Genomic DNA, 24,977 nt, shown 5'->3' with positions numbered 1-24,977 from the left:
TCCTAGGACAGTCCCATCCCGTTCTCCCTGCTAGGAGTGCTTCGCGTTACCGTCCCGGCCCCGGCCACCTCGACCGCCGAGGCCCCCCGGCAGCCGTCGGCGCGTCACCTCCGGCCGGCCGGCGGCCGACCGGAGCGGCTGCGAGCCGGGACGCGGGAAGCCCCGACGCCGCCCCGGCTGCGGCGCGCTGCCGTGCCGCAGGACCGGTCACCGCGGTCAACCGGACCACGGCCGCGGTCCGCGGGGCTGCGCGGTGTCCAGCGGGACAGGCCGGAACATCGCCGGTTCCTCCTCGGGGCGCAGCGCCGTCGGGCCGTAGATCCAGTCGACGAACGCGTAGTCGTGGGTGTCGCGGGCGCGCAGGAGAGCGTTGCGCTGCAGCCTCCTGACGCCGTCGAGGTGCCACAGTTCGCCCCATGACCGGGCGGTCTCGACGACCCTGCGGCAGTGCTCGGGCCGCACTGCCTCGTAGGCGGCCAGTGCGGTGCCCCAGTCGACGCCCGAGCCGCTCGCGGTCCGGCGCGCGCGCTGGGCGGCGACGTGCTCGGCGAGGACCCAGCCGTCCTCGATCGCCATGATCGCGCCCTGCGCCATGTACTGCAGCGGTGGGTGCGCCGCGTCGCCGAGCAGGGCGATCCGTCCGCTCACCCAGGTCCCGATCGGGTCGCGGTCGTACATCCGCCACCACCGGTCGCGCCACATCAGCGCCAGCCCCTGCCGGACCTGGTCGCAGGTCGTCGCGAATGCCGCGTCCAGCTCGTCCGGGGTCCCCCAGTCGGCCTCGCCCGCCAGCGCCTTCGGCGATTCGAACACGGCGACCTGGTTGACCATGGCGCCGCCCCGCAGCGGGTACCGCACGAAGTGGCAGCGCGGGCCGACGTGCACGACGACGTCCCGGCCGGGGACGGCGCCGGTGGCGGCCTCCTCGAACGGTACGGCGGCGCGGTAGGCCACGTAGGCCGAACTGACCGGCTCGTCGCTTACCAGCAGCCCGCGGGCCACCGAGTGCAGCCCGTCCGCGGCGATGACCAGTTCCGCCTCGTCGGCGCGGCCGTCGGCGAAGCGGACCCGGGCGCCGGCGCCGGTGTTCTCGTACGAGGTGCAGGGGGAGTCGGTGACGAGCCCGACGCCCGCGCGCTCACAGGCGCGCAGCAGGATCGCGTGCAGGTCGCTGCGGTGGATCACCAGGTAGGGGTAGCCGTAGCGGCGCTCCAGGTCGCGCAGGTCCAGGCGGGTGAGTTCGCCGTTGTCGACGGCGTCCTTCATGACGATGTTCTCGGGCAGCACGCCCAGGGACGCCGCCTGCGCGAGGAGGCCGTAGTGGTCGAGGATGCGGGTGCAGTTCGGTGCGAGCTGGAGCCCGGCGCCGACCTCGCCGAAGGCGGGTGCCTGCTCGTACACCCTGACCCGCAGGTCCTGGCGGGCCAGGGCGAGGGCCGCGGCGAGGCCGCCGATGCCGCCCCCGACGACGATCACGTCGGCGCGGGTGGAGGGGGAGTGGTCCATGGGTGCGGTCCTTGTCGTCACAGCCAGGCGGGCAGGGTCGGCGGGAGGCCGCCGTCGGTGGTGGTCACCCCGGTTGCGGGGCGGCCGGCCAGGTAGGCGGTCACCTCGGCCCGGGGTCCCGCCAGGGCGGGTACGGCGCCGTGGCCGCGTGTGGCGCGGATGTCCTGCTCCAGTTCCCGCAGGAAGTCCTCGGGGAGGTCGGCGAAGGTGATCCCGGTGTCGAGGTCCACGGCGTGCACCAGCAGCTCCCGGGCGCGCAGGTAGGGGGTCTCGCCCGCCGGGACCGTGCGGCCCTGCGCGGTGACCACCGGGGTCCGCCAGGCCTCCTCGGACAGGGCCGACATCGCGGCGGCCAGGTCTGCGGCCGACCGGGTGAACCAGCGGGTCAGCTCGTCCGCGCCCATCCGGGCCCCGCGCTCGATCCCGGCGGCGCGCTCCTGCGGGGAGGCGTACATCGGGGTCCGCTCACCGGTGCGGGCCCAGTGGACGAGGTTGCCGATCGCCTCGCCGTTCGCCGCCAGGTGCGCCACCAGGTGCTTGCGGGTCCAGCCCGGCAGGGCCGACGCGGCGCCGTACGCGTCCTCGGAGAGCTTGCCGATCGCGGAGGCGCACAGGGCGGTCCCCGTCGCGGCCCAGCCGAGCGCGGTGGTGAGGTCGCGTCCCATCAGGCGCCTTCGGGGACGACGCGGTTCTCCAGCCGGCCGAGCGATTCGATCTCGGTGACGACCACCTCGCCGCCCTCCAGGTAGACCTGGGGCTCGCGGGCGTGGCCGACGCCGCCCGGGGTGCCGGTCGCGATGATGTCGCCCGGGTCGAGCCGCACCATCGTCGAGACGTAGCGGACCAGGTCGACCGGGTCGAAGAGCAGGTCGCCGGTGTTGTCGCACTGCACCACCCGGCCGTCGACCTCGCAGCGGATGTCGAGGGCCGGGCGCGGGCCGGTCTCGTCCGCGGTGACGACGAAGGGGCCGACGGGGGTGCTGGAGTCCCAGTTCTTGCCCTGCAGCCACTCCCGGGTCCGGAACTGCCAGTCCCGGCAGGTGATGTCGTTGAGGACGGTGAAGCCCGCGATCGCGCAGACGGCCTCGTCCTCGCCGGCCCGGCGGACCTGCCGGCCGATGACGACGGCGAGTTCGGCCTCCCAGTCGAACCGCTCGGTCTCCGCCGGGCGCCGGATGGCGTCGTGGGCGCCGATCAGGGTGTCGGCGAACTTGGAGAACAGGGTCGGGTACTGCGGCAGGTCCCGGCCCATCTCCTGGATGTGATTGCGGTAGTTCAGCCCGACACAGAGGATTTTGCCGGGCCGCGGGACGACCGGGGCGAAGTCGGCGCCGGCGAGCGGGTGGCGCGGGCCCTCGGCCGTCGCGGCGGCCGCGAGGCCGCCGGGGGAGGCCAGCACCGCGCCGGCATCGGCCCCGCCGACCTCCACGAGCCGGTCGCCCTCGACGCGGACGGCGGCGGTGCGCCCGTCGGCCAGGCGGATGGTGGCGAGCTTCATCGGTTGCCCCTCTCGGTGTGGCTGCGGAACAGGTCGAGCTTGGTGAGGATCGGGGCGTCGCCGAACTGGAACAGGTCGAGCGCGCCCGAGTCGGAGTCCGAGGCCGAGGCCTCCGAGCGGATCGACAGCGGCTGCCAGGACGGGACGACGAAGAGGTCGCCGCGGGTGACCGTCCAGGAGCGGTCGCCGACGGTGACCCGGCCCGCGCCGTCGAAGACCTGGTAGACCGAGGAGCCGGTCTCGCGGTGCGGCGCGGTCTCGGTGCCGGCCGTGATCCGGTGGAACTGCGCCCGGATGGTGGGCAGCACGTCCCCGCCGCTGGTGGGGTCGGTGTAGCGGACCAGGGCGTGGCCGGGCTCGACCGTACCGGGGTGGCCCTCGCGTTCCAGCGTCAGCTGGCCGGTGAGCGCGGCGTCGGTGTCGGCCCACCGGTAGCACAGCAGCGGCGTGCCCCCGCGGTGCCCGGCCCGGGAGACCGGCACCAGGCCGGGGTGGCCCCACAGCCGCTGTGAGCGGGAACGGGCGGGGGTGGCGCGTTCCTCCTCGCCGAGGGCGTCCCGGCCGAAGTCGAAGAACTGCGCCTCGACGCCGTACTGGAAGGGGATGTCGAGCCCGTCGATCCAGGCCATCGGCGCGTGGGCGGCGTTGTGGTGGGCGTGCCAGTGCAGGCCGGGCTGCGGCAGGAAGTCGCCCCGGCGCATCGGTACGGGGTCGCGCTCGACCACGGTCCACACGCCCTCGCCCTCGACGACGAAGCGGAACGCGTTCTGGGTGTGCCGGTGCTCGGGGGCGTCCTCGCCCGGCATCAGGTACTGGATCGCGGCCCACAGCGTGGGGGTCGCGTAGGGCCGCCCGCCCAGGCCGGGGTTGGCGAGGGCGATCGCGCGGCGCTCCCCGCCGCGGCCGACCGGGACCAACTCTCCCGACCGCGCAGCCAGTTCGGACAGCTCGCGCCACTTCCAGCGGTGCGGCCGCGCGCGGGAGCGCGGGTGCCGCGGCATCAGCTCGCCGATCTCGGTCCACAACGGGACGAGCAGCGCCTCCTCGAAGCCGCGGTAGAGGTCCTGGAGTTCGGGGGTGACGGGAGGCCCGCCGGGCCGGTCCCCGGCGGTGAGAGCGACCGGGGACGTCAGGGCGTTCGCATCGGACATGGCCCGACTATTCGCCCCCGGGACGACAGCAGAACACGAGATTCTGCTCTGCGGAACAACCCGTGCGACGATCGGGGCATGGTGAAGCCGATGAAGACCCCACCCGCCTACGCGTCGAGCAGCGTCGACCACGCCCTGCGGCTCGCCCAGATCCTCCAGCTCGACGGAGCGGTCACCGTGTCGCAGGCCGCCGAGCGGCTGGGCGTCGCCCGTTCCACGGCCCACCGGCTGCTGGCCGCGCTGGTCTACCGCGACTTCGCGGTCCAGGACGAGGACCGCAGCTACCGGGTGGGCCCCGTGCTCGCCCTGGCCGAGCGGGCCCGCTCCGACGTCGGCGCGCTGCGCGAGGCGGCCCTCGCACCGATGCGCGCCCTGGTCGACCGCATCGACGAGACGGCCAACCTCAGTGTCCGCACCGGGCGCAGCGTCCGGTTCATCGCCTCGACCGAGTGCGCCCGGGCCCTGCGGGTGGGCAGCCGCGAGGGCATGGTCCTCCCGGCCCACCGGGCCACCGGCGGGCTGATCGAGCTGGCCGCCCTCCCGGACGAGGAGGTCGAGGCGCTGTACGCCGACGGCCGGCGCGACCCGGGGGAGGAGATGCCCGACCTCGCCCGGCTGCGCCGGGAGCTGTGGGTGGTGCGGCGCAGCGGGGTCGCGCTCAACCTGGAGCGCACCGAGCGGGGCGTGGTGGCGGTGGGCTGCGCGGTGCGGGACCGCGGGGGAAGGACCGCCGCGGCCCTGTCGGTCTCGATGCCCGGGGTCCGCTACGAGCCCAGGATGCTCAAGCCGCTCACCTCCGCGCTCATGCTCACCGCCGAGGCGATCACCCGGGCGCTGTGAGCCGCCCCGGTCAGCGCGGGGGGTCGCGGCGCACGAGCGTGCTGCCGAGCCCGAGCGCCGCCGCCCGGACCGCCGTCGCGTACCGGTCGGGCCGGAACCTGCCCACCGGACCGGCCACGCTGATCGCGGCGAGCGGCTCGTCGTCGTGTCCCAGCACCGGCGCGGCGACGCAGGTGAGCCCGAGCGCGGACTCCTCCTGCTCGAAGGCGACGCCGGTCTCGGTGACGCGTCGCAGCTGGCGGCGCAGGGTGCCGGGCGCCACGACGGTGTGGGGGGTGCGCCGCTCCAGCGGCCCGGTGAGCACCGCGCGCCGCAGTGCGTCGTCGGCGTGCGCGAGCAGCGCCTTGCCGATGGCGGTGCAGTGCAGCGGCATCCGTCCGCCGGTGCGCGAGGGGGCCGTGGCCTGCCGGTGGCCGCCGATCTTGGCGACGTAGACGACGTCGTGGCCCTCGCGCACCCCGAGGTGGACGGTCTCGTGGGTGCGCTCGTAGAGGTCCTGGAGGAAGGGCATCGCCACCTCCAGCAGGCTGCGCTCGGGCGAGGCGAGCATCCCGAGCTCGAAGAGGCCGGCGCTGGGGCGGTAGCCGCCGTCGACCCGGTCGAGCAGGCGGTTGGCGACCAGGGCTTCGGACAGCCGGTGCACCGTCGCCTTGTGCAGGCCGGTGCGCCGCACCAGGGCGGCCAGGGGCACGGCCCGGTCCTCGGGCCGGAACGCCCGCAGGATCGCCACCGCCTTGCCCAGGACCGTGTGGAGGGCGGGTGCTTGTGCCATGCGGTGCAGCGTATCGCTGAGCGAGACGAAATGCTGGCCGGGGGCCGGCACCGGTCGCAGAGTGGGGCCCGTGACCGACAACCACGGGCTCGCCGCCGCGAGCACCTCCGACATCGCCGCCGCGGTCGCGCGGCTCGCCGGGGCGTCTGCCTCCGGTGTGCCCTGCGCACCCGTGCGGGACCTGATCGGCCGGGACGACCTGGCCGCCGCCTACGCCGTGCAGGCCGCGCTGACGCGCCGTCGCCTCGCCGCCGGTGCCCGGATCACCGGCCGCAAGATCGGCCTGACCTCGGCGGCGGTGCAGCGCCAGCTCGGCGTCGACCGGCCCGATTTCGGCGTCCTGTTCGACGACATGGCCCACGCGGACGGCGACACCGTCCCGGCCGGGCGGGTCCTCCAGCCCCGGGTCGAGGCGGAGATCGCCTTCCTGCTCGGCGCCGACCTGGCCGAGGGCCCGCTCGACGCCGCGCAGGTCCGCGACGCGGTCGAGTACGGCGTGGCGGCCCTGGAGATCTGCGGCAGCCGCATCGCGGGGTGGGACATCAGCCTCGGCGACACGGTCGCCGACAACGCGTCCGCTGGCGCCTACGTGCTCGGGACGCAGGCCCGTTCCCTCGACCGGTTCGAGCCGGTGGACGTCGCGATGACGATGAGCGTCGACGGCGAGGAGGTCTCCGCCGGGACCGGCGCGGACTGCCTCGGCGACCCGGTCGAGGCCGTCGTGTGGCTGGCCCGCACCGCCCGCGACCTCGGCGAGCCGCTGCGCGCGGGGCAGGTCGTCCTGTCCGGCGCGCTCGGCCCGATGCGTCCGGTGTCCCCGGGCAGCACCGTCACCGCCACCCTCTCCGGCCTCGGCACGGTGACGGTCGGCTTCGGCGAAGGAGCGGCGCGATGAGCAGGACGAAGGTCGCGGTCATCGGTTCGGGCAACATCGGCACCGACCTGATGATCAAGGTCCTGAGGGGATCACCGCAGCTGGAGATGGGCGCCATGGTCGGCATCGACCCCGCCTCCGACGGGCTCGCCCGCGCCGCGCGCCTCGGCGTGCGGACCACCCACGAGGGTGTCGACGGGCTGATCGCGATGCCGGACTTCGACGAGATCCGCATCGTCTTCGACGCCACCTCGGCCGGGGCCCACCGGGCCAACGCCGCCCGGCTCGCCCCGCTCGGCAAGCGGCTGATCGACCTCACCCCGGCCGCCGTCGGCCCCTACGTCGTGCCCGCCGTCAACCTCGACGAGCACCTCCACGCCCCCGACGTCAACATGGTCACCTGCGGCGGCCAGGCCACCATCCCGGTCGTCGCCGCGATCAGCCGCCTCGCGCCGGTGGAGTACGCCGAGATCGTCGCCTCGATCGCCTCCAAGTCGGCCGGCCCGGGCACCCGCGCCAACATCGACGAGTTCACCGGGACGACCTCCTCGGCCATCGAGCAGGTCGGCGGCGCACGCCGTGGCAAGGCGATCATCGTCCTCAACCCCGCCGAGCCGCCGCTGATGATGCGCGACACGGTCCTGTGCCTGGTCACGGCCCCGGACCCGGCCACCCGCGAGGAGATCCGGCGATCGGTCGACGCCATGGTCGCCGCCGTCGCCGCCTACGTCCCCGGCTACCGGCTCAAGCAGCAGGTGCAGATCACCGCGGTCCCCGCCGACCAGCCGGTCACCACGCTCCTCGCCCCGGGCGCCCCGCGTCCCACCCACCAGGTGTCCGTCTTCCTGGAGGTCGAGGGCGCCGCCCACTACCTGCCGGCCTACGCCGGCAACCTCGACATCATGACCTCCGCCGCCCTCCGGGTCGCGGAACGCATCGCGGCAGGGAAGGCAGGCCACTGATGGGCACTCCGGTCTTCGTCCAGGACGTCACCCTGCGCGACGGCATGCACGCCGTCCGCCACCGGATCACGCCGCGGGACGTGAAGCGCATCGTCACCGCGCTCGACCGGGCCGGCGTCGACGCGATCGAGGTCGCGCACGGCGACGGCCTCGCCGGCGGATCGCTCACCTACGGCCCCGGCTCGCACACCGACTGGGAATGGATCGAGGCGGCGGCCTCGGTGGTGGACAACGCCCGCCTCACCACGCTGCTGCTGCCCGGAGTCGGTACCCTCCACGAGCTGAGGCGCGCCCACGACCTCGGCGTCCGCTCGGTGCGGGTGGCCACCCACTGCACCGAGGCCGACATCTCCGCGCAGCACATCGCCGCGGCACGGGAGCTCGGCATGGACGTCTGCGGGTTCCTGATGCTCTCCCACATGGCCCCGCCCGCCGAACTCGCCCGCCAGGCCAAGCTCATGGAGTCCTACGGCGCGCACTGCGTGTACGTCACCGACTCCGGAGGCCGGCTCACCATGCGGGACGTGGCCGACCGGGTGCGGGCCTACCGGGACGTCCTCGACGCCGGTACGGAGATCGGCATCCACGCCCACGAGAACCTCTCGCTGTCGGTCGCCAACTCCGTCGTCGCGGTCGAGAACGGCGTGCGCCGCGTCGACGCCTCGCTGGCCGGCCACGGCGCGGGCGCGGGCAACTGCCCGCTGGAGGCGTTCGTCGCGGTCGCGAACCTCTCGGACTTCGAGCACCGCTGCGACCTGTTCGCGCTGCAGGACGCCGCCGACGACCTCGTCCGCCCGCTCCAGGACCGCCCGGTGCGCGTCGACCGCGAAACCCTCACCCTCGGGTACGCGGGCGTCTACTCCTCCTTCCTGCGCCACGCGGAGGCCGCGGCCGAGCGCTACGGCGCCGACGTGCGCGACATCCTCATGGAGTGCGGACGCCGCCGCCTGGTGGGCGGACAGGAGGACATGATCGTCGACATCGCGCTCACCCTGGCCGCCGGGCGCGGCACGCCGCCGGGGTGAGCGCGCCGCGCCGGCGCCCCGCGTTCAGCGGCGGGCGGCCACGGCCAACGCCCCGCCGAGCGCCGCCAGGGCGTCGGCGAGCTGCCCCATGCACTCCGCGGCCGGCCTGCCGTCCCCCGACTGGAGCGAGACGAAAGCACCGTCGAACCCGGCCATGCCGAAATGGGCCAGGCCGTCCGCGACCGCGGTGGCGACGTCCTCGCCCTCGCCGAGGAACGACGAGCGGATCATGTGATGCATGTAGGCGCGCCCTTCGTCACGGACCGTGATCACGGTCCGCAGCGCCTCCGGCGCCTCGGCCGCCTCCCGGCTCATCACCAGCACCAGCAGCAGACGCAGGAACTCCTCCCGGCTCTCCAGGACCTCACCGGTGCGGTGCAGGTACCAGCCGAGCCGCTCGCGCGGGGTGCCGCCCTGCGGCGGTTGCCGGTGCGCCTCGCGCATGCTGTCGAAGAAACCGCGGGCCCCCTGCTCCATGACGGCCGAGAGCAGCCCGGCCTTGGAGTCGAAGTGGTGGTAGAACGCGCTCTTGGGCAGCCCGGTCTCCTTGACCAGCACCGACATCGAGGTCCCCGCGTAACCGCGGACCGACATCACCCTGGCCGCCGCGTCCAGGATCTCCTGCCGCGACCGGCGGCCCCTGCGGTTTCCGGTAGGCGCCTTCGGCGCGAGCTCGTGCACCGCCGAAGTCTAGAGGCCGCACCGCGCCCCGCCGCCCGGTCACGATCCGGCCCTTGACATATCGCCGTAACCCGCTGTTAATAATCCACCAATGGACCGACCGATCGGTCCAAAAGTTCCCGCCACGAATCACGTGCGGATGGGACAACGGAGTCTGCGCATGACCCAGAGTTACGACGCGGATGTCGCAATCGTCGGATTCGGTCCGACCGGCGTGATCGCCGCCCTCACCCTCGCCAAGAACGGCGTCTCGGCCGTCGCCCTCGAACGGGACCAGGACCTCTACCCCCGGGCCCGGGCCGTGACCGTCGACGACTGGACGATGCGGATCTTCCAGGACCTCGGCATCGACGAGCGGATCGAGAAGAAGATCGAACCCCAGCGCGCCCTGCGCTGGATCACCTACGACGGCACCGAGATCATGCGGGTCGACCGGCCGCTCTCCTCGCTCGGCGCCAAGGCCCGCGCCTACAACATCTACCAGCCGACCATGGAAGCCGAACTGCGCGCCGCCGCCCAGGAGTACGGCCGGCGCCTCACGGTGCACTACGGCGCCCGGGTCACCGGCATCGACCAGGACGCCGACGGCGTCACCGTCACCTCCACGGACACCACGACCGGCGAGACCCGCACCACCCGCGCCCGCTACGCGATCGGCGCCGACGGCGGCAGCAGCGCCACCCGCAGCGCAGCGCACTGCCGGCTCCTCGGCGACACCGGAGACGTCACCTGGGTCGTCATCGACTGCCGCGTCAAGCGCTGGTGGCCCGACCGCGACGTCCTGACCTTCTGGTCCGACCCGCAACGCCCGGTCGTCGACATCGCCCTCTCCGCCGGCAACCACCGCTGGGAGATCCCCCTCAAACCCGCAGAGACCCCCGCGGACTACCCGACCGCCGCCGAGGTGTGGCCGCTGCTCGAAGCACTCGGCGTCACCCCGGACGACGTCGAGATCCACCAGCACGCCTTCTACCAGCACCACACCCGGATGGCCGACACCTGGCGCCGCGGCCGGGTGTTCCTGGCCGGCGACGCGGCCCACCTGATGCCCCCCTGGGCCGGCGCCGGCATGCAGACCGGCATGCGCGACGCCCACGACCTGGGATGGAAACTCGCCCGCGTCCTCACGGGCGAACTGCCCGAGAGCTGGCTCGACACCTACGAAGCGGAGCGGCGCCCCAACGCCGCCTTCTACACCCGCCTCGCGGTCGACCTCGGACGGGTCATCACCCAGCAGGACACCGACACCCACCCGCCCCTCAACGCCCCGCCGGCCCTGCAGGCCGGATGGCTCAGGGGCCCGGTGGGCGACACCAGCCTCGTCGGCCGGATGATCCCGCAGCCGAGCGCCGGCGACACCACCGGCCGCATGGCACGCCTGGACGATCTCCTCGGAAGCGGCTTCGTCCTGCTCGGCGACGACACCGACCCGGCGGACCTGCTGACGGCACAGGAGAAGGCGGGCTGGGACGCGCTCAACGCCCGGTACCTCGCCGTGCGCCCGAAGACCGCGCACACCCGCGGACCGGACGAACTGGTCGACCTCGACGACGTCCTCCTGCCGTGGCTGCGCGACCACGGCGTCCGCGCGGTGGCGCTGCGCCCCGACAAGTTCGTCGCCGCGACCGACGTCAGCGGCCTCGCCGTACCCGCCTGAGCGGGCCCGGGCCCGGCCCGGAAGAACAAGCCCGGCCCCGGCCCGGAAGAACAAGCCCGGGAAACCCCAGAAGGACAAGGAGGAGTCAGGTGTCCGTCGTCAGAGAACTCGGATACGTCGTCTACGAGGTCAGCGATCCGGCCGGATGGGAGCACTTCGGCGTCGAACTGCTCGGCATGCAACTCGGCGCGAGGACCGGTGACGGATTCACGCTGCGCACCGACGAGAAGGCCCACCGCTGGATCATCACCGAGGGTCCCGCCGACGACCTGACGGCCACCGGCTACGAGGTCGCGGACGCGGCCGCGCTCGACGCGCTGGTCGAGAAGGTCCGCGCGGCCGGGATCGAGGTCACCGAGGGCGGCACGGCCCTGGCCGCCGCCCGCAAGGTGGAGCGCGTCTTCGTCACCGCCGACCCGATGGGCAACCGGATCGAACTGGTCACCGGCCTGGCCGACGCGCCGGTGCCGTTCGAGTCCGCCAAGCTGCTCGGCACCTTCGTGACCGCAGCGGGGGGCGCCGGTCACCAGGTCCTCCTGGCGCACGGCGTCCCACGGGACGCCTACCTGCGCTTCTACATCGACCTGCTCGGCTTCAAGGTCAGCGACATCATCGTCGAGGAGCTGGCGCCGGGCGTGCTCGCCGACCTGATCTTCCTGCACTGCAACGGCCGCCACCACACCGTGGCCTTCGGCGACCTGCCGTCACCGAAGAGGACCCACCACTTCATGGTCGAGGTGAGCGACATCCGCGACGTCGGCACGGCCTACGACCGGTGCATGGACGCCGGACAGCCGTTCGAGATGACGCTCGGCATGCACCCCAACGACCGCATGTTCAGCTTCTACGTCTTCACGCCCTCGGGCTTCAGCATCGAGTACGGCTGGGGCGGGCTGGTCATCGACGACGAGACATGGCAGGTGAGGACGCTCGACCAGCTGCACAGCTGGGGCCACCGCCCGCCGGACGCCGTCGCCCGACTGCTCGCCGCCGCGCCCGCTCCGAACGGGGAGGACCCCCGATGACCCTCGACCCCACCACCATCGCGCGCAGCGTCCGCACCGCGGACTGGACGCTCCGCTACTACGAGGCGGGATCCGGCCACCCGGTCGTCCTGCTGCACGGCAGCGGGCCCGGCGCGACCGGGTGGAGCAACTTCGCCGGCAACATCGAGGCGCTCGCCGAACACTTCCACGTGTACGCCGTCGACATGCCCGGCTGGGGCGGATCGGACGCCGCGACCGTCGACCGGCTCGACCACGTGGAGGCGGCGATCCAGTTCCTCGACGCCCTCGGCATCGAGAAGGCCGCGTTCGTCGGCAACTCGATGGGAGGCCAGACCTCGCTGCGGCTGGCCACCGAACACCCCGGCCGGATCTCGCACCTGGTCACCATGGGACCGCCGGTCGGCCGGATGCCGATGCTCTTCGGCGCCGGGGACGGCCCCTCGGAAGGACTCAAGGTCCTGATCGAGGCCTACCGTGACGCCGGCCCGGAGAACATGCGCCGACTGGTCGAGATCATGGTCTACGACAAGGCCCGCTTCGCCACCCCCGACCTGTGCCGGGCCCGCTCCGACGCCGCACTCGCACGCCCGGAGCACCTGCGCAACTACGTCGAAGGCCTGCCGCACGGGGCACCGTTGCCGACGTGGGTCAAGCCCGAACTCCTGCCCGCGATCCAGGTGCCGACCCTGCTCATCCACGGCCGCGACGACCGCGTCGTGCCGTACGAGACCTCGCTGTACCTGCTGGCGAACATCCCGAACAGCCGGCTCGTCCTGCTCAACCACTGCGGCCACTGGGCGATGATCGAGCACGCCGCCGAATTCAACCGGCTGGTCGCCGACTTCATCGCCAACACCTGACCAGGGCCGGCCTGTTCGAGCCCGGTCCCGGATACGGGGCCGGGCTTCGCGGCCCGGCCTGCGCCGACCGCCTCCCCGGCGTCTACCCCGGAGCCGACGGGCGGGGCGCAGCGCCCAGCCGTTCAGCGGGCGTAGCCGACCTCGGGGAAGCCGGGGGAGGGGCCGTCGAGCAGCCGTAGGTGTGGTCGCCGGTGACCACCAGGAAGCAACCCGTACGGCACCGACCTCATCGCCCTGCGGCACCCCTGACCGGCCAAGGCGCCCCGGGACGGACCGTCCGGCGACAGATCATCGCGGCTGCCGCACTGCGGACGGCCGCCCCGCCCGGCGCCACCAGGGGCGCCGGGCGGGCCGGTTCAGCGCATCACCTCCCGCTCCGGCCGGTCGTCGCCGACCCGGGGCCCGGGGGCGACCGGCGGCCGCCGCCGGTGGCGCCGTTGCCGAGAACGACTCCTGCTCATGGCGGGCCCGGTGCCGGTAGGGTGCGTGGGTGATCATTTCCCTTGTCCACTCGCGACCGGCCCTCAGGGCGACGACGAGCCGTCCGGGCCGCTGACATGGCGCCCTGGGTGTACCGCCTCACCCCCCACGATCCCGCCGGCTTCGAGGCGGCGGCCGGCGGGGGCCGTCCCTCCCTCGCGTATGAGTCGAGAGAACGCGTCGCTGCTGCCTGTGTGGCGGCCGTGGCGGGGTTCGCGCTCGATGCCGCCGTCGAGGAGGTGACGATCGACAACCCCATGACCGAGGGGTTCTTCTCCTTCTCCGTCCACGCGGGAAGCGGGGGGCACGGGCTGAGCGGACTCTTCCCCTACGGCGGCGTCGGCTTCCACGACGGCGCGCGCGTGCCACTCGCCACTGGTCTCGGCTTGCTGCGGGCGATGGTGCTGCGCGAGGGCGCCTGGTGCCGGCTGCAGGGGGACCACGGTTTCTTCGTCCATGTCGGCGACCGGGACGACATCTACGTCGGCGGCGACCGGGACCACGAGGTCGCCGTGTCCCGCACGCGAGTCCTCGGACTGTTCGCCGACCGGGTCGCGGGCTCACCCTACGACCCGGCCCTCGACGAGACCGACGCTTCGCGGGCCGCCGACGAGACGTTCTGGTCCGAGGTCGGCGCACTGGTCGTGGACCGCGGCGGGGTCCTGCTGGAGGAGCGTGCGGCAGGCCACGCCTACCGCTGGCACCGCCTGACGACCGCTCACGAGGTCGAGGCTGCGCGGGGACGTCTGGCCCCACGGGCGCGGCTGGCGGTATGGCCGGACCTCGCCGAGGACGTCGAGCGCATCCGCGCCGCCGTCGTGCGCGCGGAACGCCTTCACCTGCTCGTGCAGCAGTATCCCGGCGGGGGATTCCACACGGCGCGGGTCGCCGAACCGCCCATGGGCCGCGCGGATGTGCCGAACCCCCCGATCACGGCGGGCCCGGGCCACCGCGCCGCGTTGGTCCCGCTGGAACCAGCCGATCGCCGTCCTCTTCTCGCCGCGGTGCTGCCCGACGAGGACGGTGTCCTCCGGGCGCGCTGGCGCACCAACCGCACCCGGGCCGAGGAGCGCCGGACGTTCCTGGGCTCCCTGCGCGTGGGCGAGGCTGTCACCGGCGTGGTCGCGACGGGCCTCAATGACGTCGGGGTGCACGTGCACCTCGATGACGACCTGGGCCGCTTCCTCGGCTTCCTCCGTGTTCCCGAGATGTCCTGGACCCGCTTCGACTCGGTGGACGACATCGCCCCGATCGGCCGGGAGGTCCGCGCCCGGATCATCGGTGTCGACTTCGCCCGGGAGCAGGTGAGCCTGTCCGTGAAGGCGCTGCAGCCCGATCCCTGGCAGCACTACGCCGATACCCACAAGGGCGGGGACACGGTCTCGGGGACGGTGACCAAGCTGCTGCCGTTCGGCGTGTTCGTCCAGGTGGCAGAAGGCATCGAGGGCCTCGTCCACCGCACCGGGCCGGCCGGTCACGACGCCGGGCCCCCGCAGGAGGGGCTCGCGGTCGGCGACCGGGTCCGGGTGGTCCTCCTCGACGTGGACCGCCGGCGTCGCCGCATCAGCCTTTCGCTCGAACGCCCCCGGCCGGAATGAGGGCAGGGGCTGTCGTCCGGTGCCGGCCGTCAGGAGGGCGGATGTGAGCGAACACGGCGAGGCGCACGGCCGGGCGTGGCCGGAGGAGAAGGCGGATGCGTCCGGGAGCGTGCGGACTCGCTCCCGGACGCGTGGTGTGCTTCGGCTGCTGGGTGTCTGTGCCGTGATCGTCCTGCCGGTGAACGCCTTCGTGGCCCGCCCGTTCGCGGTGCCGTCGAGCGCGATGGAGAACACGGTGCGGCCGGGCGACCGCCTGATCGTGAACAAGCTGGCGTACGCCTTCGACGGCCACCCCCGACGCGGGGACGTGGTGGCCTTCGACGGGAGGGGGCCGCCCGTACGGCCCATGGCGCCGTGCCTGCGCCAGCGGGGTGATGTCGACCGTACGGTCCCCAGGCCGCCGCGCGGGCCGATACCGCCGACGGCGGCGGGCCGGGCTCCGGCGGCCCGGGGGCTGACCCGACTCATCGCAGGTCGGATACGGTGCGGCCATGACTGAGGGCCTTCCTCCCGACATAGCCGACGTGCTTGACGTCCTCCTCGACGGTGACGATCCGATACGGCTGGCGCTCCGCGCTCAGGTACCCCGTCTGCGCGTGCGGGAGCGCTGTAGGTGTGGGTGCGGCACCGCCTACTTCGAGGTCGACACGGCTGCCGTCGAGTCGGCACCGTCCGGACCGGGCACGGTGGTGGCCGTCGAAGCCCAGATCCACACCGAGGACGGCGACTGCCCCGGCGAAGTCCTGGTCTTCGTCCAGGCCGGCTACCTCTCCTGGCTGGAGGTCTGCTCCTGGAGCGACACCACCGAGGTCACCCTCGCCCTGGCCCGGCGAACGCTGTGCCGCTGATGCCGCAACACGTGGAGCCCGCACGCGTCACAGAGCGCGTCCAGGAACTCCCGCCGCCCCGGATCGGCTCCAGCTTCGCTCGGATCCTCGATCGCCAACCGCGTCCGACGCGGCGGCGCTTCGGCGGACGGCAGCCAGAGCCTGCCGGTAGGCCGGCACCCGCAGCACCGTCCCGGCCACCCTGCCACTCCCCCTTTCCCTGCTCCACGCCGTGCTCACAGCCCGAGAACCGGACAGAGCGGACCCCTCACCGACGGCCGGCGTACACCGTGGACCGTCACACAGCGGAAACATCAGTGACACATTGTCATGCTGCCCCTTGCCCGGAGCGCGGAACCGGCGGAGCGTAGCAGCCGGTCGGATTCGGGAACGGGGAGGGGCGGCAAGGGTGTTGGCCGATGTCGCGTCCGTGGCGACGCTGGTGACCGTGGTCGTGGCGGTACTGAGTCTGCGGCAGATCCAGCGGCAGCGGATCCGGGCCTTCGAGGACTTCTACGTGGCCCGCTACTGGAAACTGATGGACGACCTCTCGCTCGCCGTGCTGCGCACCCGGCCGACCGCCGGACCGGTGCCGTTGAGCGAGGGGGACGAACGGGTACTGCGGGGCTACCTCGTCCTCTGCGAGGACGAGTTGGAACTGCGCGCGGCGGGGTGGATCAGCGACCGCACCTGGCGGATCTGGTCGGAGGCGATGCGAAGCCAGCTCGCCTGGCAACCGGTGCGGCAGATCTGGGAGAAGATCGGGCAGGGAACGGGCAGCGGGAGGCCGTTCCACCGGCTGCACCGGTTCCAGCAGGGACACCACGACCCGGTCGAGCTGCGCCGCCCCGGGCGAATCCTGCGCGGACTGCGCACCACGTTCGGAGGCTGAGCGCCAGGCCGGCCGAGACGACAGCGGACCTGGGGCCGGTGCCGTGACAACAGGCCCTGCTGCCGTACGCCCGGAGAAGTAGCGCGCGGCGGACCGTCGGCGTACGTGCAGCGGGTGGCGTTCGTCCCCGGAACCGATGATCTCCGCAGCCGGCGCGTGGTGTCGTGGGAGGAGAGCCCGGCGCGCCCGGGCGCCCCGGACGATGAAGCGGCGCCTCCACCGGGGCGGGAGGCTGAACCCCGTGGTACCGCCCGCCACCCGCACTGCCGCGGCCGGGCACCGCGCGGCGGGCTTTCCGGCGGCCGGACCCCGCACACGGCCCGGCGGTGCCGACCTGCGGTGGTGAGCCTCGCCGACCGACCGGTGAGAGCGGGACCTCCTCGTTTCTCACCGCTCCGGGCCCGGACCCTGCGGACCGACCGGACCGCCCGGCCCCGCCCGCCGTGCCCGGAGCCGGCAGGCGTGTGAGGCGCGTGCGGGGCGTGCGGTTGCGCGGGGCCGTCGTGGCGGTGCGCAGCAGGGTAGTCCCCTCTCCGAGAACGGGTCACGGATCCGTGTCCGTGAGACCCGGTGCACGGTCAGCCCGCCGGCTGCGGGCGGCCGTTCTGACCGACCGGAGGTGAAGGGTGGTGTGCACGGTGCACAGCAAGGGTCTTGTCGTTGCTGCCGCAGGACGGCGCCGGGCCGGGCGAGGGATGACGGGGGCTGCGAGCGTGCTGGTCCTGAGCCTGAGCACGCTCTGCGGCTCGCCCGTGGCAGCGGCGGCGCCGGCGGGCGCCTCCGTCCCCGGGTCCGTGCCGGCGGCGGCGGGCGGATCCCAACTCTTCACCGGTGACGGCTCCTTCACGATCCCGGCCGGGGTGAGCACCCTGACGATCACGGCCTGGGGCTCAGGCGGCGCCGGGGGCGGTGGCGGGGGCGGCGGTGGCGGCGGCGGTGGCGGGGGCGGCGCGAACGCCCGGAGCGACTCGACGGGCGGGGCCGGCGGCGGTGGCGGTGGCGGGGGAGGCGGCGGAGGCGGCGGCCAGGGCGGCCAGGCCGGCTCGCTCGTCACCTGCCAGTTCCGGGTGATGCCCTACCCTCCGCCCGGCGGAGCCACCGCCCTCAGCCTGAGCATCAGGATCAGGCGCGGGACGTACCAGCACGGTGGGGCCGGCGGGACGGGCGGAGCGGGCGGCCCCGGGGCCAACATCGACGGCACGAACGGCGGCAGCGGCGCGAGGGGAGGCGAGTTCCCCAGGGTCGGGCTCCTCGCCGCCACCACCGTCGAAGCCTTCTACCAAAGCCCCCTGGGCTACACGTTCGAGGCCACGGCGGTCAACGCGCCCAACGGCAGCGGCGCCCACGCCGGCGGCCCCGGCCGGGGCGGCACGCGCGGAAACGGGGCGGGAGGGTTCCTCGAAGGCTACGCCTCGGGCGGGCCCGGCGGCGGCGGGGGAGCCGCGGGCTCTGGCGCCCCGGCGGCTCCCGACCCCACCAATCAGCCGCGATGCGAAAGCACGGTGGTGCCCGGCACCCCTGGGGCACCCGGCGCCAACGGCAGCACCGGCCGCGCGGGCGACGCCGGCTCCAACGGCGCGGTCCCCATCCAGGGCGTCCCCTCCGGCGCGGCCGGCGGCAGGGGAGGCCGCGGCGGGTTCGCCGGCACCGGCGGCGCGGGCGGCGCGGCCACCGCCTTCAGCGGATACGCCTTCGGCGCAGGCGGGGCCGGCGGCGCAGGCGGCGCCGGCGCCACCGGCGGCCGCGGCGGTGACGGCGCCGCACCCGGAGCCGGCCCGCAGGACGGCACCCCCGGCCAGAACGGCACGGACGGCACCGAGGGCGCGGCCGGCTCCTCCGGGGCTGTCCTCATCCAGTGGTGAGCGTGCGCGCATCCGAACGACCACCAGCCACGGCCGGATCGCGGGACAGGCCGACGCACGACGGCGGGGCCGAGCCCGAGGCGGGCGGGGAAGCATACGTCGGCGATATGCCGTGCTGCCTAGGCTCCAGGTATGCGCGTGCTGATCGTGGAGGACGAGCCCTACCTGGCCGAAGCCGTCCGGGACGGTCTGCGGCTGGAGGCGATCGCGGCCGACATCGCCGCTGACGGCCACGCGGCCCTGGAACTGCTCGCCGTCAACTCCTACGACCTCGCGGTCCTCGACCGAGACGTCCCCGGCCCCTCCGGCGACGAGATCGCCCGGCGGATCGTCGCCTCCGGCAGCGGCATCCCGATCCTCATGCTCACCGCTGCCGACCGGATCGACGACAAGGCGTCCGGGTTCGAACTCGGCGCCGACGACTACCTCACCAAACCGTTCGAGCTGCGCGAACTCGTCATGCGCCTGCGGGCGCTGCACCGCAGACGCGCGTACGCCCGGCCCCCGGTCAGCGAGATCGCGGGCCTGCGGCTGGACCCCTTCCGCCGGCAGGTCTTCCGCGACGGACACTACGTCGCGCTCACGCGCAAGCAGTTCGCCGTGCTCGAAGTCCTCGTCGCCGCCGAAGGCGGTGTCGTCGGCGCCGAGGAACTCCTGGAGCGTGCCTGGGACGCCAACGCCGACCCCTTCACCAACGCCGTCCGCATCACCGTCTCCGGCCTGCGCAAACGACTCGGCGCACCATGGCTCATCACCACGGTGCCCGGCGTCGGGTACCGCATCGACACCGGCCCGGACCTCACCCACCCCGGCCGCCCACGTGCCTAGGCGCCCGGGACTCAGCGCCCGCCTGAAACTCACCGTCAGCTACGCCGGATTCCTCCTCGTCGCCGGCACCCTCCTGCTGGCCGTGGTCTGGGTGTCCCTGCTGCGCCACGTACCCGACAACCCCCGGGGCCTCCTCGGCGTCGCACCCAACCGCTACCTCCTCGTGCGCACGTTCGCCCCCGCCGCGGCCACGGCACTGGCCTTCCTGCTGCTGTTCGGCCTCCTGGGAGGATGGATCCTCGCCGGCCGGATGCTCGAACCCCTCACACGGATCGCGGACGCGGCACGGACGGCCGCGAACGGGTCACTGTCCCACCGGGTGCGCATGACGGGCCCCCACGACGAATTCCGCGAACTCGCCGACGGGTTCGACCTCATGCTCGAACGACTCGAATCCCACGTCGCCGAACAGCGGCGGTTCGCCGCGAACGCCTCCCACGAACTGCGCACCCCCCTGGCGATCTCGAAGACACTCCTCGACCTCGCCCGTAGCGACCCCACCCGGGACCAGGGCGAACTCCTCGACCGCCTCCACACCGTCAACGCGCGCGCGATCGACCTCACCGAGGCTCTCCTGCTGCTCGCCCGTGCCGACCGCACGGGCGTCACCCGCGAGCCCGTCGACCTGTCCCTGATCGCCGAGGAAGCCGTCGAAACGCTGCTCCCCCTGGCCGAGAAGCGCCGGATCACGCTCGACGTCACCGGGGAGAAGGCACCGGCCACCGGCTGCGCGGCGCTCCTCCTGCGGATGGTGACCAACCTCGTCCAGAACGCCATCGTCCACAACCTCCCCTGCGGCGGCACCGTCACGGTCCACACCGAGCCGCGGCACGACGCGAGCGTGCTGCGGGTCGAGAACACCGGCCAACGGGTCGCGGCGGACCTCCTGCCGACCCTCACCGAGCCCTTCCAGCGCGGAACGCAACGCACGCGCACCGACGAGCACGCCGGGGCCGGCCTCGGGCTGGCCATCGTGCACAGCATCGTCCGGGCACACGGCGGGAGCATCGGCCTCGCGCCCCGCCCGGGCGGCGGTCTCCTCGTCACGGTCCGGCTTCCCTGACGTCCGGGGACCCGGCGTATCGCGGGCGTAGGGAGAACCGCGTACGCCACCGCAACCCTCGTCCGGCTTCAGTGGAGGCACGAGACCACAGGGGCGGGTGCTCGGTGTCCGGCAGCGGCCGCCGGTGGGCCCGCACCGGTCGAATCGCCGATCAGGAAAGGACCGTGATCATGGACTCGGATTCCGTACGTGGTGTCAGCCGGCGACGGTTGCTCGGGTGGGGCGGGTCGGGGGGGGGGGGGGGGGGGGGGGGGGGGGGCCCCCCCCCCCCCGGCCCGCCGCCGCGCCCTCGGCGGGCGGCGCACCTTCGGCGGGCGCTCGGCCCGGCCGCACCGACCCGGCTCCACCCGACTCCGACCTCCCGCCGGCCACCCGTCCCGGCGGAGCCTACGACCAGTACGTGGCGAAGCTGGCCGCCGAGGGGAAGTTCTCCGGCGTGGTGCTGTTGTCCCACCGGGGCAGGACGGTGCTGTCCCGCAGCTACGGCATGGCCGACAGGGAGAAGGGGCTTCCCCATCACGAAGGCACCGCGTTCAGCCTCAGCTCGGCAGGCAAGCCGTTCGGCGCGGTGGCCGTCCTGCAACTGGCACAGCAGGGCCGGCTGAAACTGTCGGACACCGTGGGCACCCACCTGAGGGGCTTCGCCGGGGACATCGCCGAACGGGTGACCGTCCACCACCTGCTCTCCGGCACCTCCGGGCTGAACACCCCGGACGAGGACGTGCACCGCGTCTTCCGGAGCCGGGAGGAGGTGCGCGAGTACTACGAGCAGTGGGTCCGGCAGTCCGTTCCGGTGGCTCCCCCCGGCACGCCCACCGGCCACTCCGGCGCCGAGGTCGGCATCCCCGCGTTGATCGTGGAAGCCGTGAGCGGCACGTCGTACTGGGACTACGTGCAGGAGAACATCCTCGGGCGCTGCGGCATGACCGGCCCGGCGTTCCCCACCAGGCCGCAGTGGCTCACCGACCCGCACATCGCGCACCCCTACATGACGCTGGCCGACGGCAGCCAGGTGGACGCCGTCCGCCACCTGGACAAGGACAGCCCGGACCCGGACGTCCTCGGCAAGAACCCCGGCCGCGCCTTCATCGACGCCCCCGGGGACGGCGGCTTCGCCACCGCACCGGACCTGGTCCGCTTCGCGCGCGCACTGGGCGACGGCACGCTGCTGGACCGGCCCTGGGCCGAGTTGCTCACCGGGGCCAAGATCCCCCACAGCGCTTCGTCGTTCGGGGCCTACGGCATGCCGGTGCGCATCGTCAACGGCCAGTGGGTGTTCGGGCGCGGCGGCGGCAACCCCGGCGTCAGCGCCAGCTGGAACGTCTACCCCTACACCGGCTGGGTCGGCGTGGTCCTCGGCAACTGCGACGGCCTGCCGCTGCAGGAGATCACCGGGCAGGAGATGCAGGCCATCACCGGGGCCTCGCCCGGGGGCGGAAGCGGCGGCTGAAACGGTCCGGCGCCGGACACGGCACGAGGGCACCGTGACGCTGGCGTTCTCCCGGTCCAGCTCCTCGAAGAACCTCGCCTTCAACACGCCGCCGCGGGCCGGGAGAACGCCGAGGCCTTCCTGACCGGGTGCTCCGGGTCCGAGCGGGGCCGTCACGCCTGGCGGGGCGCGCAGGCGTTGTCGTACTCCTGTCCGTTCTCGATGCGGGTGACCGGCGTGCCGACGAGTCGGCCGAGGGCGGTGTGCAGGGCCTGACGGGCCGACGGTTCCAGGTCGGAGAGCAGGTTCTCCTCGATCGCCCGGACGTCGTCGCGTGCGGCGTCGAGGACGCGCCGGCCGGTGTCGGTCGCCTCGACGATGCGCGCCCGCCGGTCGGCCGGGTCGGGTCGGCGGGCGACCAGTCCGGCGGCCTCCAGCTCGTCGAGGACGAGGACGAGCTTGCTCTTGTCGACGGAGACGGCCTGGGCGAGGGCGAGTTGGCTCCTCGTGGGAGCGTCGACGATCGCCATCAGCACCGTGTATCCCCACAGGGACAGGCCGTGCTCGCGTACGGCCAGGGTCTCCGCGGTGGCGAGGCCTTGCTTGAGTCGGGCGAAGAGCCAGTGCAGATCGCCGTGGAGCCGGCTGCCCGGCGCCTGCTCGTCGGCGGGAGTGCGGGGGGACATCCCAGCAGAATAGCAAAGGATCAAAATGGTCTTGATTCAAGATTATCTTGGTTTACTCTGGTCGTGACTTCGGATCGTCCCGCTCGGAAGGGATCCTTGTGCCACAGCTGCTGCATCTCGACGCCAGTGCCCGAAGCGAATCGTTCTCCAGGGAGCTCGGCGCCGCCTTCGTCGACCACTGGAAGGCGGCCCACCCGGACGGCGTCCACACCTACCGCGACCTGGTGGCGGACCCGGTACGGCCGATCGACGAGGGCCGGGTGAAGCTGCTCGGCCAGTCGTCCCTGAACGGGGTCAGGGACCTCGCGGCGATGGACGGGGTGGTGGCCGCCGAGCCCGGACTCGCCGGGGCGTGGGCCGAGACCCGCCCCCTGGTCGTCGAACTCCTCGCGGCGGACGTCCTGGTCATCGGGACGCCCATGTACAACTTCAGCGTCCCGGGCTCCCTCAAGACCTGGATGGACCGGGTGACCCTGCCGTGGCTCCCGCTCGCCGGCAAGTCCGCCGTCGTCCTGAGCGCCCGCGGCGGCGCGTACGGCCCCGGCACCCCTCGGGAGCCGTTCGACTTCCAGGAGCCCTACCTGCGCGCCTACTTCTCCGTGCTCGGCCTCGACGACGTGGAGTTCGTGCACACCGAGCTGACCCACGCGCCGGTCCTGCCGTTCCTCGCGCAGTTCCGCGACGCCCACGAGGCCTCGCGCGCGGCCGCCTTCGACCGGGTCAGGGCCCTGGCCGCCCGCGTGCCCGTCGAGGGCCGCGCCGCCTGAGGCGCCCCGGCGGGGCGACGGGAGCCGCCCCGCCCGTGGCACGCGCACTTCCGCCGCACACGCACTTCCGTCGCACGCGCACTTCCCCACGAGAGGACACCCCGCACGATGGACACCGCACTCAAGGACCGCGTGGTCCTGGTCACCGGCGCCTCGACCGGCATCGGCGCCGCAACCGCCCGGGCGTACGCCCGGGAGGGCGCCCGGGTCGCCATCACCTACCGCAACCACCCGGAGAAGGCCGGGAAGGTCGTCTCCGAGATCGAGGGCCGGGGAGGACGGGCACTCGCGGTCCGGCTCGACCTTGAGGACCTCGCCACCGTCGAGGAGGCCGTGGGCGCGGTCGTCGAGCGGTGGGGCGGGATCGACGTCCTCGTCGCCAACGCCGTGCGCTGGGGCGGTGACGGCCCGCCGGACCCGGGCGTCCGCTTCGAGGACGTGCCGCTCAAGGAGTGGCAGGCCATGATCGGTGCCAACCTGATCGGAGCCGCCGCCCAGGTGCGGGCCGTCCTGCCGGGCATGCGCGCACGCGGCTGGGGCCGCATCGTGCTGATCTCCTCCAGCGTCGCCGAGGAGGGAGTGCCCGGCCCCGGCCCCTACGGGACGGCCAAGTCCGGGCTCCACGGGCTTGCCCGCAGCCTCGCCTGGGAGGCGGGCAGGGACGGCATCCTCGTCAACGTGGTGGCCCCCGGCCTCACGCTGACCGACAGCCGTCCGCCCCTTCCCGCGTTCATCACCGACAAGCTCGCCGCCGGCACGCCCACGGGCCGTCTCTCCGACTCGGACGACGTCGCCAAGCTGGTGCTGTTCCTCGGCTCGGGAGCCAACGGCAACCTCACGGGCGAGATCGTCCGTGACGGCTCGTCGGCGGCCCGCGCCCCCCACCCCGGTCCTTGACCGGCTCGCCCGATCCCCGCCACGCCGGTACTCGGCTCCACCGGCTGCCGGCGGCCGGCCGCGAACGGCGCCCCCGGCCCCACCGGCCGCCTGCGGCGGCTGAGGCCGGGGCGGACGGGCTTCACCCCATCACCGGCCGCCCGGTCTCTCGCCGGGCGGCCGGTCATGTGCCTGCGTGACCGCGGTCGGTGACGGCACCGCGGCGCGCGCGCCCGGGGCCGTGGGACGTCGGCCGGCACCTTCAACGGGACGACCACCTCGGCGGTGATCGACGCCACCGCCGAAGGGGCGACCGGGCGACGCCGCCGTGCAGACCGTTCCGCACCGGCTTCCCGACCCCTGGCCGGGGCCTTGCTGTGCACGCCCGGAGGTAGGGCCGCCGGTCGGGCATGCGGTCATATCGAGGCGCGAGTGCGGCGAAACGTGTTGCACACAAGGCGGTGTTCTGCGCTAACTTCTTGGACGGGAGGTATGTGATGTCCGAGATTTTCGCGGCGGTGGACGCGCTGTTGGCCAAGGCCCGGGATGGTGGGGACCTGCCGGAACCGGCCGAGCGGGAACGGCTGCGCAAGGCCGCCGGTCTGACCCAGGTCGAGGTGGCCGACGCCCTGAGCACCCGGCGGGAGACGTTCGCCAAGTGGGAGAACGGCACCTCCCAACCGCGGGCCCCCAAGCGCGGCGCCTACGCGTTCCTGCTCGCGGGCCTGGCCGACATCCACGGCACCCGGGGCCCGGACGGCTGGCTCGCCCTCGCCCGCCGGGCCCGCCCCCTCGACACCGGCCCCGGCACCGCTGCCACGGCGGGGGAGTGACGG

General features: G+C 73.7%; 25 protein-coding genes. 18 read left to right on the top strand and 7 right to left on the bottom strand.

Annotated elements, in window-relative coordinates:
* Positions 1-216: 216 nt before the first annotated feature.
* From ACF1AK_RS20305 to ACF1AK_RS20290, 4 genes are read right to left on the bottom strand one after another with little or no spacing between them, the layout of a single operon-like run.
* Complete coding sequence (locus ACF1AK_RS20305) at positions 217-1,506, bottom strand: FAD-dependent monooxygenase (RefSeq protein WP_391500186.1); 1,290 nt, start codon at positions 1,504-1,506, stop codon at positions 217-219.
* A gap of 17 nt (positions 1,507-1,523) precedes the next feature.
* On the bottom strand, positions 1,524-2,171 hold the full coding sequence (locus ACF1AK_RS20300) for a maleylpyruvate isomerase family mycothiol-dependent enzyme (RefSeq protein WP_391500185.1): 648 nt from the start codon (positions 2,169-2,171) through the stop codon (positions 1,524-1,526).
* Positions 2,171-3,004 carry a fumarylacetoacetate hydrolase family protein gene (locus tag ACF1AK_RS20295; protein ID WP_391500184.1) on the bottom strand — a complete coding sequence of 278 codons (834 nt, stop codon included), beginning with the start codon at positions 3,002-3,004 and terminating at the stop codon, positions 2,171-2,173. The genes ACF1AK_RS20300 and ACF1AK_RS20295 overlap by 1 nt, the downstream gene beginning before the upstream one ends.
* A complete protein-coding gene (locus tag ACF1AK_RS20290; protein ID WP_391500183.1) occupies positions 3,001-4,155 on the bottom strand; it encodes a cupin domain-containing protein in 1,155 nt (384 codons plus the stop codon). Before ACF1AK_RS20290 ends, ACF1AK_RS20295 begins: the two co-directional genes overlap by 4 nt.
* Positions 4,156-4,233: 78 nt before the next feature.
* On the opposite strand from ACF1AK_RS20290, the gene ACF1AK_RS20285 reads away from it, so the two are divergent.
* Positions 4,234-4,995, top strand: a complete 762-nt coding sequence (locus ACF1AK_RS20285) for an IclR family transcriptional regulator (RefSeq protein WP_391500182.1) — start codon at positions 4,234-4,236, stop codon at positions 4,993-4,995.
* Between the two features lie 10 nt (positions 4,996-5,005).
* Here the strand turns inward: ACF1AK_RS20285 and ACF1AK_RS20280 are convergent, their stop codons facing one another.
* Positions 5,006-5,767: an IclR family transcriptional regulator gene (locus ACF1AK_RS20280; protein ID WP_391500181.1), complete on the bottom strand. Its 762-nt coding sequence runs from the start codon at positions 5,765-5,767 to the stop codon at positions 5,006-5,008.
* 70 nt (positions 5,768-5,837) lie between these two features.
* Here ACF1AK_RS20280 and ACF1AK_RS20275 point away from each other — a divergent pair, with 70 nt between their 5' ends.
* Genes ACF1AK_RS20275 through dmpG form a run of 3 tightly spaced genes read left to right on the top strand, consistent with a single transcriptional unit; the run spans position 5,838 to position 8,628 of the window.
* Entirely contained in the window at positions 5,838-6,662 is an 825-nt protein-coding gene (locus ACF1AK_RS20275; protein ID WP_391500180.1) for a 2-keto-4-pentenoate hydratase, read from the top strand.
* A complete protein-coding gene (locus ACF1AK_RS20270; RefSeq protein WP_391500179.1) occupies positions 6,659-7,603 on the top strand; it encodes an acetaldehyde dehydrogenase (acetylating) in 945 nt (314 codons plus the stop codon). Before ACF1AK_RS20275 ends, ACF1AK_RS20270 begins: the two co-directional genes overlap by 4 nt.
* On the top strand, positions 7,603-8,628 hold the full coding sequence (gene dmpG / locus ACF1AK_RS20265) for a 4-hydroxy-2-oxovalerate aldolase (RefSeq protein WP_391500178.1): 1,026 nt from the start codon (positions 7,603-7,605) through the stop codon (positions 8,626-8,628). The genes ACF1AK_RS20270 and dmpG overlap by 1 nt, the downstream gene beginning before the upstream one ends.
* Before the next feature lie 24 nt (positions 8,629-8,652).
* Here dmpG and ACF1AK_RS20260 read toward each other — a convergent pair whose 3' ends face one another.
* Positions 8,653-9,309 carry a TetR/AcrR family transcriptional regulator gene (locus ACF1AK_RS20260; RefSeq protein ID WP_391500177.1) on the bottom strand — a complete coding sequence of 219 codons (657 nt, stop codon included), beginning with the start codon at positions 9,307-9,309 and terminating at the stop codon, positions 8,653-8,655.
* A gap of 160 nt (positions 9,310-9,469) precedes the next feature.
* On the opposite strand from ACF1AK_RS20260, the gene ACF1AK_RS20255 reads away from it, so the two are divergent.
* The 11 genes from ACF1AK_RS20255 to ACF1AK_RS20205 all read left to right on the top strand — a co-directional run bounded on the left by ACF1AK_RS20255 (position 9,470) and on the right by ACF1AK_RS20205 (position 21,833).
* Positions 9,470-10,966, top strand: a complete 1,497-nt coding sequence (locus ACF1AK_RS20255; protein WP_391500176.1) for an FAD-dependent monooxygenase — start codon at positions 9,470-9,472, stop codon at positions 10,964-10,966.
* A gap of 89 nt (positions 10,967-11,055) precedes the next feature.
* Positions 11,056-11,991 (top strand): VOC family protein, encoded by a 936-nt coding sequence (locus ACF1AK_RS20250; protein WP_391500175.1) that lies wholly within the window; start codon positions 11,056-11,058, stop codon positions 11,989-11,991.
* Positions 11,988-12,833 (top strand): alpha/beta fold hydrolase, encoded by an 846-nt coding sequence (locus tag ACF1AK_RS20245; protein WP_391500174.1) that lies wholly within the window; start codon positions 11,988-11,990, stop codon positions 12,831-12,833. The genes ACF1AK_RS20250 and ACF1AK_RS20245 overlap by 4 nt, the downstream gene beginning before the upstream one ends.
* A gap of 569 nt (positions 12,834-13,402) precedes the next feature.
* A complete protein-coding gene (locus ACF1AK_RS20240; protein WP_391500173.1) occupies positions 13,403-14,911 on the top strand; it encodes a S1 RNA-binding domain-containing protein in 1,509 nt (502 codons plus the stop codon).
* Between the two features lie 43 nt (positions 14,912-14,954).
* Positions 14,955-15,410 carry a S26 family signal peptidase gene (locus ACF1AK_RS20235; protein ID WP_391500172.1) on the top strand — a complete coding sequence of 152 codons (456 nt, stop codon included), beginning with the start codon at positions 14,955-14,957 and terminating at the stop codon, positions 15,408-15,410.
* On the top strand, positions 15,403-15,759 hold the full coding sequence (locus tag ACF1AK_RS20230) for a hypothetical protein (RefSeq protein ID WP_391500171.1): 357 nt from the start codon (positions 15,403-15,405) through the stop codon (positions 15,757-15,759). Before ACF1AK_RS20235 ends, ACF1AK_RS20230 begins: the two co-directional genes overlap by 8 nt.
* 388 nt (positions 15,760-16,147) lie before the next feature.
* Entirely contained in the window at positions 16,148-16,630 is a 483-nt protein-coding gene (locus tag ACF1AK_RS20225; protein ID WP_391500170.1) for a hypothetical protein, read from the top strand.
* Positions 16,631-17,343: 713 nt separating this feature from the next.
* The gene (locus tag ACF1AK_RS20220; RefSeq protein WP_391500169.1) at positions 17,344-18,492 is read left to right on the top strand and encodes a hypothetical protein; all 1,149 of its coding nucleotides are present in this window, start codon (positions 17,344-17,346) and stop codon (positions 18,490-18,492) included.
* Between the two features lie 132 nt (positions 18,493-18,624).
* A complete protein-coding gene (locus tag ACF1AK_RS20215; RefSeq protein WP_391500168.1) occupies positions 18,625-19,320 on the top strand; it encodes a response regulator transcription factor in 696 nt (231 codons plus the stop codon).
* Positions 19,313-20,383, top strand: coding sequence for a sensor histidine kinase (locus ACF1AK_RS20210; protein ID WP_391500167.1), 1,071 nt, complete (start codon positions 19,313-19,315; stop codon positions 20,381-20,383). Before ACF1AK_RS20215 ends, ACF1AK_RS20210 begins: the two co-directional genes overlap by 8 nt.
* Positions 20,384-20,783: 400 nt before the next feature.
* Positions 20,784-21,833 carry a serine hydrolase domain-containing protein gene (locus tag ACF1AK_RS20205; protein WP_391500166.1) on the top strand — a complete coding sequence of 350 codons (1,050 nt, stop codon included), beginning with the start codon at positions 20,784-20,786 and terminating at the stop codon, positions 21,831-21,833.
* Positions 21,834-21,985: 152 nt separating this feature from the next.
* Here ACF1AK_RS20205 and ACF1AK_RS20200 read toward each other — a convergent pair whose 3' ends face one another.
* Positions 21,986-22,498 (bottom strand): MarR family winged helix-turn-helix transcriptional regulator, encoded by a 513-nt coding sequence (locus ACF1AK_RS20200; RefSeq protein WP_391500165.1) that lies wholly within the window; start codon positions 22,496-22,498, stop codon positions 21,986-21,988.
* 98 nt (positions 22,499-22,596) lie between these two features.
* Here ACF1AK_RS20200 and ACF1AK_RS20195 point away from each other — a divergent pair, with 98 nt between their 5' ends.
* The 3 genes from ACF1AK_RS20195 to ACF1AK_RS20185 all read left to right on the top strand — a co-directional run bounded on the left by ACF1AK_RS20195 (position 22,597) and on the right by ACF1AK_RS20185 (position 24,974).
* The gene (locus ACF1AK_RS20195; RefSeq protein ID WP_391500164.1) at positions 22,597-23,265 is read left to right on the top strand and encodes an FMN-dependent NADH-azoreductase; all 669 of its coding nucleotides are present in this window, start codon (positions 22,597-22,599) and stop codon (positions 23,263-23,265) included.
* A gap of 108 nt (positions 23,266-23,373) precedes the next feature.
* Entirely contained in the window at positions 23,374-24,162 is a 789-nt protein-coding gene (locus tag ACF1AK_RS20190) for an SDR family NAD(P)-dependent oxidoreductase (RefSeq protein ID WP_391500163.1), read from the top strand.
* A 476-nt stretch (positions 24,163-24,638) separates the two neighbouring features.
* On the top strand, positions 24,639-24,974 hold the full coding sequence (locus ACF1AK_RS20185; RefSeq protein WP_391500162.1) for a helix-turn-helix transcriptional regulator: 336 nt from the start codon (positions 24,639-24,641) through the stop codon (positions 24,972-24,974).
* Positions 24,975-24,977: the final 3 nt, after the last annotated feature.

Source organism: Kitasatospora sp. NPDC015120, assembly GCF_043080305.1.
Taxonomy (GTDB): Bacteria; Actinomycetota; Actinomycetes; order Streptomycetales; family Streptomycetaceae; genus Kitasatospora.
The sequence above is the reverse complement of the archived record's forward strand: the minus strand, read 5'-3'. Positions and strand labels throughout refer to the sequence as shown.